Annotated in this window: 20 protein-coding genes and 1 tRNA gene; 18 read left to right on the forward strand and 3 right to left on the reverse strand. The window is 69.5% G+C overall.

The window, feature by feature from the left end; all coding sequences use genetic code 11:
• Positions 1-22 precede the first annotated feature (22 nt).
• The 5 genes from sdhC (at position 23) to ACZ432_RS03885 (ending at position 4,024) form a co-directional block, all read left to right on the forward strand.
• Positions 23-448 (forward strand): succinate dehydrogenase, cytochrome b556 subunit, encoded by a 426-nt coding sequence (gene sdhC, locus ACZ432_RS03865; RefSeq protein WP_058366052.1) that lies wholly within the window; start codon positions 23-25, stop codon positions 446-448.
• 1 nt (position 449) lies between these two features.
• Positions 450-821: a succinate dehydrogenase/fumarate reductase transmembrane subunit gene (locus ACZ432_RS03870; protein ID WP_426963550.1), complete on the forward strand. Its 372-nt coding sequence runs from the start codon at positions 450-452 to the stop codon at positions 819-821.
• A 1-nt stretch (position 822) separates the two neighbouring features.
• Entirely contained in the window at positions 823-1,725 is a 903-nt protein-coding gene (locus ACZ432_RS03875) for a succinate dehydrogenase/fumarate reductase iron-sulfur subunit (RefSeq protein ID WP_426963548.1), read from the forward strand.
• A gap of 14 nt (positions 1,726-1,739) precedes the next feature.
• A complete protein-coding gene (locus tag ACZ432_RS03880; protein ID WP_426963547.1) occupies positions 1,740-3,572 on the forward strand; it encodes an FAD-binding protein in 1,833 nt (610 codons plus the stop codon).
• A gap of 221 nt (positions 3,573-3,793) precedes the next feature.
• Positions 3,794-4,024 (forward strand): helix-turn-helix domain-containing protein, encoded by a 231-nt coding sequence (locus tag ACZ432_RS03885; RefSeq protein WP_058366062.1) that lies wholly within the window; start codon positions 3,794-3,796, stop codon positions 4,022-4,024.
• A 175-nt stretch (positions 4,025-4,199) separates the two neighbouring features.
• Here ACZ432_RS03885 and ACZ432_RS03890 read toward each other — a convergent pair whose 3' ends face one another.
• On the reverse strand, positions 4,200-5,297 hold the full coding sequence (locus ACZ432_RS03890) for a hypothetical protein (protein ID WP_426963546.1): 1,098 nt from the start codon (positions 5,295-5,297) through the stop codon (positions 4,200-4,202).
• Between the two features lie 165 nt (positions 5,298-5,462).
• Here ACZ432_RS03890 and ACZ432_RS03895 point away from each other — a divergent pair, with 165 nt between their 5' ends.
• From ACZ432_RS03895 to ACZ432_RS03905, 3 genes are all read left to right on the forward strand, one after another.
• Entirely contained in the window at positions 5,463-6,176 is a 714-nt protein-coding gene (locus ACZ432_RS03895; protein WP_426963545.1) for a uracil-DNA glycosylase, read from the forward strand.
• Positions 6,177-6,273: 97 nt separating this feature from the next.
• On the forward strand, positions 6,274-7,068 hold the full coding sequence (locus ACZ432_RS03900; protein ID WP_426963544.1) for a DUF2064 domain-containing protein: 795 nt from the start codon (positions 6,274-6,276) through the stop codon (positions 7,066-7,068).
• 504 nt (positions 7,069-7,572) lie between these two features.
• A tRNA-Ser gene (locus tag ACZ432_RS03905) sits at positions 7,573-7,656 on the forward strand.
• Positions 7,657-7,706: 50 nt separating this feature from the next.
• On the opposite strand, the gene ACZ432_RS03910 is transcribed toward ACZ432_RS03905, so the two are convergent.
• Positions 7,707-8,108, reverse strand: a complete 402-nt coding sequence (locus ACZ432_RS03910; RefSeq protein ID WP_058366110.1) for a universal stress protein — start codon at positions 8,106-8,108, stop codon at positions 7,707-7,709.
• Between the two features lie 55 nt (positions 8,109-8,163).
• Positions 8,164-9,594 (reverse strand): bifunctional metallophosphatase/5'-nucleotidase, encoded by a 1,431-nt coding sequence (locus ACZ432_RS03915; RefSeq protein ID WP_426963543.1) that lies wholly within the window; start codon positions 9,592-9,594, stop codon positions 8,164-8,166.
• Between the two features lie 286 nt (positions 9,595-9,880).
• Here ACZ432_RS03915 and rpl7ae point away from each other — a divergent pair, with 286 nt between their 5' ends.
• The 10 genes from rpl7ae (at position 9,881) to ACZ432_RS03965 (ending at position 16,166) form a co-directional block, all read left to right on the forward strand.
• Positions 9,881-10,243 carry a 50S ribosomal protein L7Ae gene (rpl7ae, locus tag ACZ432_RS03920; protein WP_058366108.1) on the forward strand — a complete coding sequence of 121 codons (363 nt, stop codon included), beginning with the start codon at positions 9,881-9,883 and terminating at the stop codon, positions 10,241-10,243.
• 6 nt (positions 10,244-10,249) lie between these two features.
• Positions 10,250-10,474, forward strand: a complete 225-nt coding sequence (locus ACZ432_RS03925; RefSeq protein ID WP_058366107.1) for a 30S ribosomal protein S28e — start codon at positions 10,250-10,252, stop codon at positions 10,472-10,474.
• A 3-nt stretch (positions 10,475-10,477) separates the two neighbouring features.
• Positions 10,478-10,672: a 50S ribosomal protein L24e gene (locus ACZ432_RS03930; protein ID WP_426963542.1), complete on the forward strand. Its 195-nt coding sequence runs from the start codon at positions 10,478-10,480 to the stop codon at positions 10,670-10,672.
• On the forward strand, positions 10,669-11,148 hold the full coding sequence (ndk, locus tag ACZ432_RS03935; RefSeq protein WP_426963541.1) for a nucleoside-diphosphate kinase: 480 nt from the start codon (positions 10,669-10,671) through the stop codon (positions 11,146-11,148). The genes ACZ432_RS03930 and ndk overlap by 4 nt, the downstream gene beginning before the upstream one ends.
• A gap of 779 nt (positions 11,149-11,927) precedes the next feature.
• Positions 11,928-12,221: a 50S ribosomal protein L21e gene (locus tag ACZ432_RS03940; RefSeq protein ID WP_426963540.1), complete on the forward strand. Its 294-nt coding sequence runs from the start codon at positions 11,928-11,930 to the stop codon at positions 12,219-12,221.
• Between the two features lie 4 nt (positions 12,222-12,225).
• Positions 12,226-12,582 carry an RNA polymerase Rpb4 family protein gene (locus ACZ432_RS03945; RefSeq protein ID WP_426963539.1) on the forward strand — a complete coding sequence of 119 codons (357 nt, stop codon included), beginning with the start codon at positions 12,226-12,228 and terminating at the stop codon, positions 12,580-12,582.
• Positions 12,583-12,693: 111 nt separating this feature from the next.
• Positions 12,694-13,443 carry a DUF655 domain-containing protein gene (locus ACZ432_RS03950; RefSeq protein ID WP_426963538.1) on the forward strand — a complete coding sequence of 250 codons (750 nt, stop codon included), beginning with the start codon at positions 12,694-12,696 and terminating at the stop codon, positions 13,441-13,443.
• Between the two features lie 88 nt (positions 13,444-13,531).
• The gene (locus ACZ432_RS03955; protein WP_426963537.1) at positions 13,532-14,479 is read left to right on the forward strand and encodes a 16S ribosomal RNA methyltransferase A; all 948 of its coding nucleotides are present in this window, start codon (positions 13,532-13,534) and stop codon (positions 14,477-14,479) included.
• A 5-nt stretch (positions 14,480-14,484) separates the two neighbouring features.
• On the forward strand, positions 14,485-15,597 hold the full coding sequence (locus ACZ432_RS03960) for a mechanosensitive ion channel family protein (RefSeq protein WP_426963536.1): 1,113 nt from the start codon (positions 14,485-14,487) through the stop codon (positions 15,595-15,597).
• On the forward strand, positions 15,594-16,166 hold the full coding sequence (locus ACZ432_RS03965) for a HemK2/MTQ2 family protein methyltransferase (RefSeq protein WP_426963535.1): 573 nt from the start codon (positions 15,594-15,596) through the stop codon (positions 16,164-16,166). The genes ACZ432_RS03960 and ACZ432_RS03965 overlap by 4 nt, the downstream gene beginning before the upstream one ends.
• Positions 16,167-16,190: the final 24 nt, after the last annotated feature.

Below are 16,190 nucleotides of genomic sequence, written 5' to 3' on the forward strand. Positions count from 1 at the left end.
GCGGGACCGACCCGCATACGGCATGAGTCAGTCGTACAATCGAGGCCTCATCGAGGACTTCGGCCGGTGGCGGGAGTTCTCAGCGGGGATGTGGGCCTGGATCTTCCACAAGTTCACCGGCTGGGTGCTTGTGGGCTATCTGTTCACCCATATTGCCGTGTTGAGTACCGCGATCCCGGCGGCGGGGGCCGAGGAAGCAGTGCTGACGGCGGGCGAGGACGTCTACACGCAGACGATCGTCACGCTGGAGGACCTGCTCCTCGTTCGGATCCTCGAGGTCGGGCTGCTCGCGGTGGCCGTGTTCCACATCCTGAACGGGACGCGGCTCCTGCTCGTGGACCTCGGCATCGGGCTGGAATCGCAAGACAAGAGCTTCTACGCGTCGCTGATCCTGACGGGAGCGATCACCGTCGCGTCAGTGCCGACGTTCATCGCGGGGGCCTTCTGAGATGGCCGAACGCTACTCCTCGTTCACGCCGGGCGGGACCTCGTGGCTCCTCCAGCGGATCACGGCCGCGTTCCTGATCGGCGTGTTGGCGTTCCACTTCTTCCTGCTCCACTTCGTCCACCACGCGGACGAGGTGTCGTTCCTGATGAGCGCCGGCCGCATGGAGACGTGGAGCTACTACTCGCTGATGGTGCTGTTCCTGATCACGGCGACGTTCCACGGCGTCAACGGCGTCTACAACGCGCTGATCAATCAGGGCCTGTCGGGCACCAAACGCACCGCGGTCAAGTGGACGCTGATCGCCGCGAGCGTCCTCCTGATCGCACAGGGGATCCGCACCGCGAACGCGTGGGCCGGAATCGGGATCTACTGACATGAGTACGGACGCACCACAGACCACGGACGAGACGAGCGAAACGAGCACGGAGGACGCGCCGGCCGAGGCGCCCTCCGCCGGCGACCGCCGCCGCGCCGAGAAGCAGGAGCGCGCGGCCGAACGCGCACAGGCGGACGCCGAGGCGGAGGCGGCCGCGGAGGCCGACGAGAACACGGTCCACCTCAAGGTCTTCCGGTACGACCCCGAGGTGGAGGGCAAACAGGAGCCCCGCTTCGACGACTTTCACGTCCCCTACGAGAAGGGGATGACCGTCCTCGACGCGCTGATGTACGCGCGGGACACCTACGACTCCTCGCTCACCTTCCGGCACTCCTGCCGGCAGGCGATCTGCGGCTCCGACGCCCTGTTCGTGGACGGTTCTCAGCGCCTGGGCTGTAAGACCCAGCTGTCGGACTTGGATATGGAGACGCCGATCCGGATCGAGCCGCTGCCGCACGCGGACGTCGTGAAGGACCTGGTCGTCGACATGGAGCACTTCTACGAGCAGATGGAGGCGGTCGAGCCGTACTTCCAGACCGACGACCTTCCCGACGAGGAACTGGAGGAACAGCGACAGAGCCGGGAGAACCGCGAGAAGGTGAAGATGTCCACGCGCTGTATCTGGTGTAGCGCGTGTATGTCCTCCTGTAACATCGCGGCCGGAGACAACGAGTACCTCGGGCCGGCGGCGATCAACAAGGCGTACCGCTTCGCGATGGACGAACGGGAGGGCGAGGAGATGAAACAGAAGCGGCTGGAGATCCTCGAACAGGAACACGGCGTCTGGCGCTGTCAGACCCAGTTCTCCTGCACGAACGTCTGCCCGAAGGACATCCCGCTCACCGAGCACATCCAGGAGCTCAAGCGGGAGGCCGTCAAGAACAACCTCAAGTTCTGGTAACCACACGATCACACATGCACGAACACGACGTCATCGTCGTCGGCGCGGGCGGCGCCGGCCTCCGCGCGGCCATCGCCGCACAGGAGGCGGGGGCCGACGTGGCCATCGTCACGAAGCTCCATCCGGTCCGGTCCCACACCGGGGCCGCGGAGGGCGGCATCAACGCCGCGCTCCGGGACGGGGACGACTGGACGGACCACGCCTACGACACCATGAAGGGGTCCGACTACCTCGGGGACGCCCCCGCGGTCGAGACCCTCTGTAAGGACAGCCCGAAGGAGACGATCCAGCTCGAACACTGGGGGATGGCCTTCTCGCGCGAGGAGGACGGCCGCGTCTCCCAGCGACCGTTCGGCGGTCTCTCGTTCCCGCGGACGACGTACGCGGGCGCCGAGACCGGCCACCAACTGCTCCACACGATGTACGAGCAGGTAGTCAAACGCGGCGTCACCGTCTACGACGAGTGGCACGTGATGAACCTCGCGGTCACCGACGAGGAGCGCCCGTCGGACCGGAGCTGTCACGGCGTCGTCGCCTACGACATCAAGACCGGCTCCGTGGAGGGCTTCCGCGCGAACGACGGGGTCATCCTCGCGACCGGCGGGCTGGGGCAGGTGTTCGACCACACCACCAACGCGGTCGCCAACACCGGCGACGGCGTCGCGATGGCCTACCGCGCGGGCGTCCCCATGGAGGACATGGAGTTCATCCAGTTCCACCCGACGACGCTCCCCTCCACGGGCGTCCTCATCTCCGAGGGGGTCCGCGGCGAGGGCGGCATCCTCTACAACGACGAGGGCGAGCGGTTCATGTTCGAGCACGGCTACGCCAACAACGACGGCGAGCTCGCCTCCCGCGACGTTGTCTCCCGCGCCGAGCTGACGGAGGTCAACGAGGGCCGCGGCATCGAGGACGAGTACGTCCACCTCGACATGCGCCACCTCGGCGAGGAGCGCATCCTCGACCGGCTGGAGAACATCCTCCACCTCGCGGAGGACTTCGAGGGCGCCGACGGGCTGGAAGAGCCGATGCCGGTCAAGCCCGGCCAGCACTACGCGATGGGCGGCGTCGAGACCGACGAGAACGGCGAGACGTGCATCGACGGGCTCTACGCGGCCGGCGAGTGCGCCTGCGTCTCCGTCCACGGCGGCAACCGCCTCGGCGGCAACGCGCTGCCGGAGCTCATCGTCTTCGGACGGCGCGCCGGGCAACACGCGGCCGGCGACGACCTCGGCGAGCCGCAGATCACGACCGGCAAGAGCGACGACTACGAGCCCGCGGAGATCGACTCGCCGGTGCCCGTCGGCGCGGTCGACCCGGACGAGGGCACCGAACCGGCGGCCGCGGATGGCGGGGCCGCGGACGGGGACGCGGTGCTCGACACGGCGGTCGAGGCCGAGCGCGAGCGCGTCGAGGAGCTGCTCGACTCGGAGGGGATCAACCACGCGGAGGTCCGCTCGGAGGTACAGGAGACGATGACGGCCAACGTCAACGTCTTCCGCGAGGAGGAGGGACTCAAGCAGGCGCTCGCGGACATCCGCGACGCCCGCGAACGCTACCAGGAGGTCGGCGTCTCGGACCCCTCGCGGACGTTCAACACGGACCTGATCCACACCATGGAGACGCGGAACATCCTCGACATCGCGGAGGCGCTCACCGTGGGCGCGCTCGCGCGCAACGAGTTCCGCGGCGCCCACTGGCGCAAGGAGAACCAGCACCGCGACGACGAGAACTGGCTCAAGCACACGCTGATCACGTGGAACGACGGCGAGCCGGAGCTCGGCTACAAGCCGGTCATCCTCGAGGGCGAGGACAAGACCTACGAGCCGAAGGTCCGCTCGTACTGAGCGGGCTCCGGGCCGCGCAGGACCGGGCGCCGTGAGAGCGGCTGTCCGTCACGGGTCGAACTTTTCGCCCGCATTGCGGCGATCGCGGCGCGAACCGCGACTAACTCGAACGCGGATTAGTTCTGTATCCCCCGTCAGGCGGCCGCTCGTGGCGATACTCCCGTTTTCGACGTTCGTTGAATAGGGGGTTTATTATCGTCGAACCACAGTGGTCGAGTATGATGATGGAACCCGAGACAGCGACGGGCGCCACGACGCCGGCGCTCCCGCCCGAACTCCAGTCGCCGCGTGCGAAGCTGGTCTATCTCTACCTGACGACGAACGACGGCGCCAGCGTGGCGGACATGGCCGAGTCGCTGGGGATGAAGAAGATCTCGCTGTACAGCATCCTGAAGACGCTCCGCAAGGAGGGACTCGTCGAGGGGACCGACGACCGCTACGCGCTGGCCTGACCGACGACCGAACCGTCGGCGTGTGCCGCTTCCCGGTGCGGTCGATCCTCCGACCGTTCGGGACCGGCTCGACGCGAGCGCCGTACGACGCCTGATTCTCGGCCCGCCACCTGTTCCGGACGCCGTCAGGAGCTCCAGCCGACGGCGTTCCCGGACCGAACCCGTCGGCGCGAACTCAGACCACGGACAGCACCACCTGAAGCGCCTTCGGGGCCACGATCCCGACCGCGATCTGCGACCACATCGTGAACGTCGCGGGGTACTCCTTCGTGGAGGTGATATACTCCACCTGCGTGCGGTATCGCTCGTACTCCGCGGGCGGCTCCGCGACGTCCACGTTCTCGATCCGCCAGGGGTCGTCGATATGCTCGCGGGCCCGGCGGTCCAGCCGGTGGAGCTGCTCGCGCTTCTCCCGGTTCATGTATCGGTGGAGCGCGTAGATGCCCCACCCCATCGTCACCACGGCCGCGGCCCAGACCGCGGTGAATCCGAGGTTCGCGACCGCCCCCGGCCGTTCGAGTGCGGTGTACGCGAACACGCCGCTGAGGAGGAAGGGGCCGTAGAGCGCGACCGCGTAGCCGACGAGCCCGAGCATGAGGTAGTAGTACGCGAACTTCACGAGCTCCCCGAACGGACGCATTCCGCCGAGCTTCTCCGGATCGAGGAAGTCCAGATCCACCTCGGAGCGCAGCAGTCGCCACGGCAACAGCACCTCGACCGAGAGGTACGTCGCGAGGAACGTCGCGAACACCGGCACGTAACCGAGCGGCAGGATCACGGCGAACCGAAGGACGCGCTCGGGCCCGCCCACGGCGTACAGCTCCGGGAGCGTGAGGATCGCCACGGCGTTATACACCGTGAACGCGACGCCGACGAGGACGAGGGCGGCGGTGAGTCGGTCGGGGACGAGCGGCGCGAAGCGCTCGGTTGACGACGCGCGCTCGACGAGGTGGCTTCGCTCGACGGCACGGCCGTACCGCCGATACAGCGCGCCCGTCGCCATCGCCGCGCCGACGAGCATCGCGGCGTTGAGGAGCCTGAGCGGATTCGTGAGGTACACCACCTCGTAGCCCGCCCAGAGGTTGTACAGCTGCAACACGCCGTTCTCGAGCAACACGACGAGCACGCTGTACGCGGTGAGCGCGTTGATCGGTTCCGACGCGAATCGCTCCGGCAGGAGACGCCGGATCCCGATCCGGTCAAGCAACCGGACGAGGACCGGCGTCCCGGTAAACGTCGCTATCGCTCCCCCATCACCCGGATCGGTGGACATGCCTTGGGCTATCGACATGTGCTAATAAATCCTGTTCCGGGGCGCCGCCAGTCCGGACTTTCGCCTCGTCGTGATTCGCGGAGGGGTCGAACGCCGTCGGCGGTCGGGCCGGAACCGGACTGCGACGACCGGTGCGGTTTTGGCTCCGGACGGCGGAGTACGGGCGTGGACGCTCACCAGCGCGAGTTCGCGAACCCCTTCGGGATGGACGCCGACTGCCGCAACTGCGAGGCGCTCTGTGAGACGCGTCAGAACGTCGTTCACGGCTACGGCGACGTGGGCGGCGAGTTCGTGGTGGTCGGGGAGGCACCCACCGCGGGCGCGGACGCGGCGGGCGTCCCCTTCGTCGGCGACGCGGCCGGCGAGCGCGTCCTGTCCGCGTTCGCGGACCTCGGGTTCGTTCGGTCCGGGCCGGGCCTGGAGGGGTCCGGCGCCGCGGAGGCGGCCGATGTCGCGGAGGGGGCCGACGGTGCCGCGGACTCCGACGCGTCGGCCGGCGTCGAGCCCGACGTCCAGAACGTCTTCTTCACCTACCTGACGCGGTGTCGGCATCCCGACCGTGCGCCGGCCGACGACGAGGTCCTCGCGTGCGAGCCGTTTCTGAACGCGGAGATCCGGATGATCAACCCGCAGATCATCGTCCCGGTGGGGCAGCGCGCGCTGGAGGAGTTGGCGGTCGAGTACACCACGCGCCGCCCGGAGAGCTTCGACGCGGCTGCGGAACACGCCACCACGGTCCGCGGCCGCGGGTTCGAGCTCGTCCCGATGGCCGACCCGGAGACGCTGACGGACGACGACGTGGCGGCGTTCGTCGAGCACATGCGGGAGAACGTGCTCAGCCGCGACTACAGACAGACGAAGGGTCGGCAGAGTCGGTGATTCCGTCGCGGTCGACGCGGCCGCGCTCGCACGGCGAGCGGCGCGGTCGGTCCGTCGAAGCGGCGGGTTGAAGGGTCGCCCGCTCCGACCGGCGTTCATGACCGTCGTGGCCGTGCTGGCCGAGCCGCCCCGGGAGGGGCACGTTCTGACCCGCCTCGCGGAGACCTCGCCGCTGTCGGCCGCCGAGGCCGCCGACTGCTACGAGGCCGTGCTGCGCGATACCATGCTCGCGGTCCACCGCTCCGGGGGGGACCTGCTCGTGAACCACCCGACCGCCGACCAGCTGTCGGAGGGGGCGGGCGACGCGAGCGGCGGTGACGACACCGCGAGCGACGGGGCCGACCTCGCGCCGGAGGCCGAACTGCGCGCCATCGCCGCGGACACGCTGGCGTCGCTCGACGACGTGCGGTTCGAGCCGCAGGTCGGCTCGACGTTCGCGGCGCGCGCGGGCAACACCGTCACGCACCTGCTGCGCGAGGAGGGCGCTCGGTCGGTCGCGGTCGTCCGCCCGACGGCGCCGCTCCTGACCAGACAGATCGTCGACGCGGCCGCGATGAAGCTCCGCACCGCGGAGACGGTGCTCGGCCCCTCGACCGGCGGCCGGTGCTACTACGCGGGCTTCACCGACCCGATCGACTTCGCGGACGCGTTCGCGACGCCCGCGGTGACGACGCTCGCGGAGCGCTCCGCGGACGCGGGCAACGAGACCGAGTTCCTGGAGGCGACGCCGACGCTCGCGACCGGCGAGGACCTGGTCGACGCGGTCGCCACGCTGCGCGCCCGGTTCGCGGCCGAGCGCGTCGTCCCGAAACACGTCGCCGGATTCGTCCACGACCTCGGGTTGGACGTGGTCGACGGCGACGACGGCGACCCGACGCTGATCCGGGACTGATCGCGCTTCACGAGGGGAGTCTCGGGAGTCCAAAACGCAGTGGTGAGGGGGACGGTCCGAACGCGCGGGCGTCGTCAAGTTCGAACGCCCCAGCCGGCTCTCCGGACGACGCGTTTTCTGACTGTTCCGTTTCTGTTGCAGATTCCGCTGCTCTCGACAGCAGCATCCAGAAATCCCCACCGCGCCGCACTGCATCGCGGCAGTACCGCCCCGCAACCGCCCCGCAACCGCACGGCAACCGCACAGCAGGCGGCCGCGCCGCCGCCTCCACCGAAAATCGGAGCTTTTCGAGCAACCGGCGTGCAGTAGCGCGCGTTCCTCGCGCACGCCGACGCATATCGCCGGGATGTCGGGATCACTGACGGGAGCGGACAGGCTGACGCTGGAACGATGTCTCGACCCGTCTCCGGCTGCCGTGAGGGGCGACGGTCGCGGCGGACGGATGGCCGCCGGTCGGTCGCCGACCGACATTCATTAGTCGGGGCCCGGCCAACGCGCAGTCGCGGTGGGATGGCAGAGTGGCCCATTGCGCCTGCCTTGAAAGCAGGTAGCCTCACGGCTTCCTGGGTTCAAATCCCAGTCCCACCGTCACACGGTCGGCCGCCGCGGCGCTCCGTTCGGTCCGGTTCTCGCCCCGCTCAGTTCTCGACGGAGATGACGGTCGCGTCCAGCTTCTCGCGGAGGAACGCGTCGATGTCCGGGTCCGAGAGCAGTTTCCGGACCATCCGCCGCCAGCGCCCCGCCTGCTTCGAGCCGATGACGACCACGTCCGCGCCCTCCGCGGCGACCTCGTCGAGGATCGACTCCTCCACGAGGAACCCCTTGCGGACGACGTAGCGCGCGCGGTCGAGCGAGCCGAACTCCCGCTCGACGGCCCGCTTGAGCGCCATCCGGGTGACGTTGTGGCTGTCCTGATAGAGGTCGACGTGCAGCACCGTGAGGTCGGCGTCGCGCTCGTCCGCGATCCGGATCGCCTCGCTGAGGGTCGCCTTCGAGTGGCTCGACAGGGGGTACCGAACGGGAACCACGACCAGCGTCATGCCCGGGCAGTCGACCGGCGCCCTCAAAGAGTCTCCCCTTTCGGCACCGGCCGGCTCACTCCGCGGCGTCGGGGGCGGGGGTCGACCGCGCCCCCTCGACGATCCGGATCCGGCCCTCGATCTCGGGGTCGATGCCGTGCTCGCGGGCGTACTCCGCCAGCACCTCGTGCTGGATGCCGTCCTCGCCCGCGCGGTGGCGTTCCTCCAGCGTCGGGAACTCGTGGTCGGAGTGGAGCAGGTACTCGGAGGTCGCGAGCGTGTAGGTGGTGTTCGCTGCGATCGGGTCGCCGTCGACGGTCGCCTCGACCAGTTCCGCCGCCTCGGCGTCCCAGACGACGCGCGCGCCGGAGACGTGGCCGTGCCACCAGTCGTCCTCGCCGAAGTCCACGTCCGGCGCGGCCATCTCGCGGAGGACCGCGCGCAGTTCGGCGCCCGTCAGCTCGGTCACGACGACCGGCTCCTCGAAGGGGATCAGGCTGATCGTGTCCGCCTTCGTCACCGCGCCCGCGAAGGGATCTCCCTGCCGAAGTCCGCCGGCGTTCGAGAGGCCGACGTCCGCGTCGTGGGCCCACCGGAAGGCGTCCGCGACGAAGTTCCCGATCCGGCACTCGCCGCCGTGGACGACCTCGCCCGCGCGTTCGATGGGCTCGTCCACGTGCGCGACGACCTCGCCGAGGTCCGCCGCGGCCATGCGCCGCTCCAGCGCCTCGCGGAGGTCACCGTGCGGCGCCGCGCCGTCGCGCTCGTGGAAGGTCGCGGCCGGTGCATCTCGGGGGACTCCGTCCTCGGGTGCGTCGGCGGCACCGTCGAGGTCGACCTCGATCACGCACTGGCCGTTGACGCCCGGTCGGACGAGGAGGACGCCGTCGACGTACTCGTGTCTGCGGCTGTGGACGTGCCCGCCGAGAACCGCGTCCACGTCGAGTTCGCGGGCGAGGTCGTCGTCAGCGGAGCCGAGGTGCGAGAGGACGACGACGTGGTCGACGCCCTCGGCGCGGAGCTCCGCGACAGCCTCACGGGCGGCCGGGAGCGGGTCGTCGAACGTCAGCGGCGCCGCGAGGGGGTTCAGCGAGTCGGTCGCGGGGTCGGTGAGGCCGACGAAGCCGACGCGGTCGCCGCCCACCTCGCGGACCGCGTGCGGGACCACGCCCGCCTCGCGGCCGAAGGGGTCCCCGTTCTCGTCGCGGACGTTCGCGGAGACGAAGGTCGGGCCGGCGTCCGCCACGAGGTCGCGGAGCGCGTCCGGGCCGTAGTCGAACTCGTGGTTGCCGAAGGTGTCGAGCAGGGTGTCGGTGGCCGCGTAGAAGTCCGTCACCTGCCGGCCCTTGGCGACGAGCGAGAGGACGCCCGGCGCGGTCGTGTCGCCGGTCGCGACGACCGCCGCGTCCGGGCCGTCGAGCTCGCGGATCCGGCCGGCGAGGCGGGCGGCCCGCTCCGGAGTGTCGTAGACGTTCTCGATGTCGGAGTAGTGGAGGAGCCGAGCCATTCGGCGGAGAGTGGCTCCCCATCGGGTAAAAGGACTCGGAGTGGGCAGGCCCCGCGGGGGGACGTACCGCGGCCGCGACCGCTCGCGACCGGTCAGTCGCGTGACCCGAACCCCGCCGCGTCGGGGCATGAGCCGGTGTCCCACGGCCGGATCGCATTGAAAGCGCTTTTATGGTGTCCCACAGTATTCCGGGGTACAGCCTCTTCGGGGTTGATGATGTGCAGTGTCGTTAGGGATCGGCCACGGCACGAGCACGCGAGCCCACGGGGAGGAAAGGTGAACAACCATGGCAGTTTACGTAGACTACGACACCCCAGCCGACCTCGCAGAACGAGCCCTTGAGGCCCTCGAGGTCGCCCGAGACACCGGTAGCGTCAAGAAAGGAACCAACGAGACCACGAAGTCCGTCGAGCGCGGCAACGCGGACCTCGTCTTCGTCGCCGAGGACGTCTCCCCCGAGGAGATCGTGATGCACCTCCCCGAACTCGCCGAGGAGAAGGGCATCCCGGTCGTCTTCGTCGACACGCAGGACGAGGTCGGTCAGGCCGCCGGCCTGGAGGTCGGCTCCGCCGCCGCCGCCGTCGTCGACGCGGGCGACGCGTCCGACGACGTCGAGGACATCGCAGAGAAGGTCGAGGAACTCCGGTAACCCGCCATGAGCGCAGAAGAGGGCACCGGCGACTCGACGGCCGCGGAGGTCATCGAGGTCGTCGGCAAAACCGGGATGCACGGCGAGGCCATGCAGGTCAAGTGCCGCATCCAGGAAGGCTCGAACCAGGGCCGGATCATCACGCGAAACGTCCTGGGTCCCGTGCGGCTGGGCGACGTGCTCCAGCTCCGCGAGACTCAGCGGGACGCGGACTCCATCGGAGGGCAGTAGATCATGGTAGAGACACGAACGTGCGACTACACCGGCGAGGAGATCGAGCCCGGCACGGGCACGATGTACGTCAAGGTCGACGGCACCGTTCTCCACTTCGTCGACTCGAAGGCGGAGAAGAACTACTTCATGGGGCGTGAGGCCCGCGACCTCGAGTGGACCGAGGCCGGCCGCGCCGCCAAGGGCGAGAACGAATGAGCCACCACGACGAGCGGACCTTCGTGATGGTCAAGCCGGACGGCGTCCAGCGCGGCCTCATCGGCGAGGTCGTCTCCCGCTTCGAGGACCGCGGCCTGAAGCTCGTCGGCGGCAAGTTCATGCAGGTCGACGAGGAGCTCGCGCGCGAGCACTACGCGGAGCTCTCCGAGGAGCCCTTCTTCGAGGGCCTCGTCGAGTTCATCACCTCCGGGCCCGTCTTCGCGATGGTCTGGGAGGGCGCCGACGCGACCGCCCAGGTCCGAAGCATGGTCGGCGAGACCGACCCCGCCGAGTCCGCGCCCGGCACCATCCGCGGCGACCTCGGCCTCGACCTCGGACACAACGTCATCCACGCCTCGGACCACGAGGAAGAAGGCGCCAACGTCCGTGAGATCGACCTCTGGTTCGACGACGACGAACTCGTCGATTACGGCCTCGACACCGCCGCCTGGGTGTACGAGGACGAGGACCACTAGCGGACCGACGCGCGTCGCGACCGACGCGCCAATCCGCTTCGAACGTTTCCGATAGCGACTTCTTCACACACCACGTTTCCGGTGTAACCGAGCGCTTCAGCCGCTACATCCGCCGGAGACGGCGTTCGCGGTTTTCCACATCCGAATCGGGAACTCGGAACCAGCCGAAGTTCGAAACGCCTCGTGACCACGCCGAAACTTAGTGGAGCGGTGTGTTTTTATCTGTTTTTTGTCACTAGGTGGTGTTTTTGTGACTGCGGTCGGTGCTGCTGCCGGGGACAGGAACACCGAGAAAGCCCGAGCAGGCTGCCCCTTTCAGTCCCGCCCACCGCGACCGCACCGCGACCGCACCGCAACCGCCCCGCAACCGCCCCGCAACCGCCCCGCAACCGCCCGCAGGCCTCGCACCTCCCCAACCCCGGCCGCGGGCCGGCCGCGAACCGCACGACACCACAGGCGGCCGTGCCGCCGCCTCCACCGAATCGGAGATTTTCGAGCAGCCGGCGTGCAGTGGCGCGCCGGCGACCTCGCGCGGTCGCGGCGACACGCTCCGCAGTCGCGGCGACACGCTCCGCGGTCGCCGCGGCGCGCGCCGACAGCACCGCAAACACACCGTGACCGCACAGCACCGCCGCGAGTTTCAGAAATGCAAGTGTTCTGGACCAGTCTACACTACTCAGCATCGATCTCGACTGCGAACGCGCCGTGGGAGGCCGTGACGCATCCCGTCGCGGAACGCACCATTTATACGCGCCCCGACGGAACCTCGGGTCACGACTATGCCGAGTTCCAATGGGCCTCAGAAGGCGACCCGAAACAAGCTAGCGAACAAACCGCGGAACCGTGGCATTTCGCCGCCGCAGCGTGCCATTCAGGAGTACGACGAGGGCGACAGCGTCCACCTGAAGATCGACCCGAGCGTGCCGAAGGGCCGCTTCCACCCCCGCTTCGACGGCCGAACCGGGACCGTGATCGGCGAGCAGGGCTCCGCGTACAAGGTGGAGATCACCGACGGCGGCAAGGACAAGACCCTCATCGTCACGGCGGCGCACATGCGCCTCCAAGAGAACTGACGCGATGACGATCTTCAAGGAGAAGCTCGACGAGGAGACGATCACCACGGCGGAAGCCAAGGAGATCCTCGCCGAGATCGAGGCCGAGCGCGCCGACGACGAGGAGCGCGACCTCCGCTACGAGCTCGCGCGCGCCATCGAGCACGCGAACCGGTTCGCGCTCCTCGACGGCGAGGAGTCCCGCGAACTCGTCGAGGAGCTCGTCGAGCTCGAGAAGGTCGACGAGACGACCGCGATCAAGATCGCGGACCTGCTTCCCGAGGACCGGACGGAACTCCGCTCGGTGTTCGCCCAGGAGCGCTACTCGCTGAGCGGCGACGAGCTGGACGACATCCTCGACGTCGTCGCGAAGTACGCCTGAACGCCGGGGCCCACGCCCGGCAGGAACCGGGGCGTCCCGTCCGTGCGGTCGGTCCGGAACGCCGACCGCCGCGGGCGGTTTCTTAAGTATCACCTCCTCGTAGTGACGGGCATGAGTTCTCACGACGCCGGGACCGGCCGGAGCGTCTCGACCGCGGCGACCACCCGCCGCCTCCTCGCGGACGGCGGCGAGGCCGCCGACACGGAGTCCGACGGAGACTCGGCGTCCGGCGCGGTCGCGGACGAGGACACCGCAGACGGGGACGCTGCGGCCGACACGGCCGCGAGTGACGCCGCTTCCGATGGCGAAAGCGGGGAGTATGCCGTCCTGCTCGACGTGCTTCCGCAGGGTCGTCCGGGCGACGACCGCCCGCCATCCCAGAAGTCGCCGGTCGCGTACGCGCTCGGCGAGCCCCAGTTCCAGCTGTACGAGCTGACGCTGTCGTCCGCCGAGGAGCTCTCGGTGGGTGACCGGATCCGGATCGGACCGGAGGCGGCCGACGTGATCGACCGCTTCCGGGAGGTCGACCTCGGTGACCTGACGCACAACGCGGACGCGGAACTGGAGTACGCCGTCGAGGCGATCGTCGAGGCGAACGAGCGCCGCTTCGTCGACTTCTACAACGAGGCGGGACCGATCAGCCTCCGACTCCACCAGCTCAACCTGCTGCCGGGCATCGGCGAGAAGCTCAGGAACGACATCCTCGACGAGCGCAAGCGCGGCCCCTTCGAGAGCTTCGCGGACGTCGAAGAGCGCATCTCCGGACTGCATAGCCCCCGGGAGGTGATCGTCGACCGCATCGTCGAGGAGCTCCGCGAGGAGGACCTGAAGTACCAGCGGTTCGTCGGCTACGAGGGGTAGTGCCGTCCGCGGAGCCGCGGCCCCCTCGTCGAGGAGCCAGCACCCGAAAACGGGGGCTTTACCCGGAATCGTCGCGTAGCCGCGGGCAATGACCGACCCATCGACACCGGCGTCGCCCGACGCGGACGGGGACGGCCGGCCGACGGGCGACCGCGATCCCGACGCGCTGATCCGCCGTGCGGGCCTCGCCGTGGATCCCGATCAGGATCAGCACTTCCTCGTCGACGACCGCGTGCTCGACCGTATCCCGGGCTACCTCCCCGACGGGACCGACACGAGCCGCGTGCTGGAGATCGGCGGCGGTGCGGGCGCGCTGACCGACCGCCTGCTCGCTCTGGTCGGCGGCGGCGAGGGGGTCGGGGACGACGCGGGCGACCGGGGGCAGTCCGACGGTCACGGGACTCTCACGGTCGTGGAGCGCAACGCCGACTACGCCGGCTTCCTCCGCGAGGAGTTCGCGGACGCGGTCGCGGCCGGCCGGCTGGAGGTGGTGACCGGCGACGCCCTGGACGTGGCGCTGCCCGAGTTCACCGCCTGTGTCGCAAATCTGCCGTACGGCGCGTCCTCGGAGATCGCCTTCCGCCTGTTCCCCGAAAAGCGACCCATGGTCCTGATGTTCCAGCAGGAGTTCGCCGAGCGGATGGTCGCGGAGCCGGGGACGAGCGAGTACGGTCGGCTCTCGGTCTCCGCCCAGCACTACGCCGACGTGGAGATCGCGGAGCACGTTCCGCGCGAGGCGTTCTCGCCGCCGCCGGCGGTCCAGAGCGCGGTGGTGCGGTGTACGCCCCGGGACCCCGACTACGAGGTCGCCGACGAGGCGTTCTTCCTCGGGTTCGTGAAGGCGCTGTTCACGCAGCGCCGCAAGACGGTCCGGAACGCGATCCGGAACACCGCCCACATCTCCGGGCTGGGCGCACCCGAGGCGGTCGTCGAGGCGGCAGACGAGGACCTGCTCCGCAAGCGGCCGGGTGACCTCGCGCCCGCCGGCTTCGCGGCGCTCGCGGAGCTGGCGCGCGAGCACGGCCAGCCGGAGTGATCACCGTGACGGACCTCGCGCAACTGTCGCTGAACACGACGACGCGTCTCGCCGTCACCGTCGCCATCGTGATCTCGATCCTCGCCGTGCGGTTCATCGTCCGGCGATACCGCGAGCGCCGTGGCGGCGACCTCGGGGCGGTCCAGCGGCTGGTGTTGTCGACGGCCATTGCGGGGACCACCGCGCTGGGCGTCCTCGGGATGCTCGGCGTCTGGGAGCTGAGCGGCGCCCTCTACGACGCGTACGGCAACCTCGACCTGGCGGGCCAGGTCCCGGAGATCGTCCTCGCGATCGTCATCCTCGGCGGCGCCTACGCGCTGACGGACTTCGTCGGCCAGGTGATCCGCGAGATCGTGAGCGCGGGCGACTCGGTCTCGGACCATCAGCAGGAGGTGATCTACCGGCTCACGCAGCTGACGATCTACGCGGTCGCGTTCCTCGTGGTGGTCGGACTGTTCACCGAGAACCTCGGCAGCCTCCTCGTGGGGGCCGGCTTCCTCGGCATCGTGGTCGGGATGGCCGCCCGCCAGACGCTCGGCGCGGTGCTTGCCGGCATCGTCCTGATGTTCTCGCGGCCGTTCGAGATCGGCGACTGGGTCGAGGTCGGCGAGTACGAGGGCGTCGTCACCGACATCACCATCGTCAACACGCGGATCCGGACGTTCGACGGGGAGCACGTCACCATCCCCAACGACGTGATCGGCGGAAACCCGGTGCTCGACCGCACGAAGGAGGACCGGCTCCGCATCGAGGTCGAAGTCGGCGTCGACTACGAGGACGACCCGGAGCGCGCCGCAGAGGTCGCCGTCGAGGCGGTCGAGGGCGTCGACAACGTCCTGCAGATGCCGTCGCCGCAGGTGGTCGGCAAGCGGTTCGCCGACTCGGCGGTCGTGCTCGGCGTGCGCTACTGGATCGACAACCCCAGTTCCCGGAAGCGGTGGCGCACGCGCACGGGCGTCATCGCCGCGGTCCACGAGGCGTTCGCCGAGGAGGGGATCACCATCCCGTTCCCGCAGCGCACGCACTCCGCCCGCGAGGGCGGCGTCGGGGTCCGCCTCGACGACGCCGACGACCGGGGTCGGGGTGAAGAGGCCTCGGACGGGGGCGGCGACCGATGACCGACCTCGCCGAGCGCCGCGGTGCCGAGACGGCGGTCTACCAGCCCGCCGAGGACTCGGGCCTGCTCGCGGAGGCGGCGCTGGAGCGCGCCGCGGGCCGAACCCTGGAGGTCGGGACCGGCTCGGGGTGGGTCGCGGAGCGCGTCGCGACGGGGACCGACTGCGAGGTGGTCGCCAGCGACCTCAACCCGCACGCCTGCCGCGAGGCGCGCGACCGCGGGCTGTCGGTCGTCCGCGCGGACCTGCTCTCGCCGTTCGCCGACGGCAGCTTCGAGACGGTCCTGTTCAACCCGCCGTACCTGCCGACCGAGCCCGACAACGAGTGGTCCGACTGGATGGAGGCGGCGCTGTCGGGCGGTGAGACCGGCCGTGAGCTGATCGAGCCGTTCCTCGCGGACGTGGGGCGCGTCCTCCGGCCGGACGGACGCGTCCTGCTGCTCGTGAGCTCGCTGACCGGGTACGAGGAGGTGCTGGCGCTCGCGGAGGCGGCGGGGTTCGAACACGAGAAAGCCGTCGAGGAGTCGTTCCCGTTCGAGACGCTCACGGTGCTGGAGCTGACGCGGGAGTAGCGGAAGAACGCGCCGCGTGCCGCT

The organism is Haloparvum alkalitolerans (assembly GCF_055381565.1).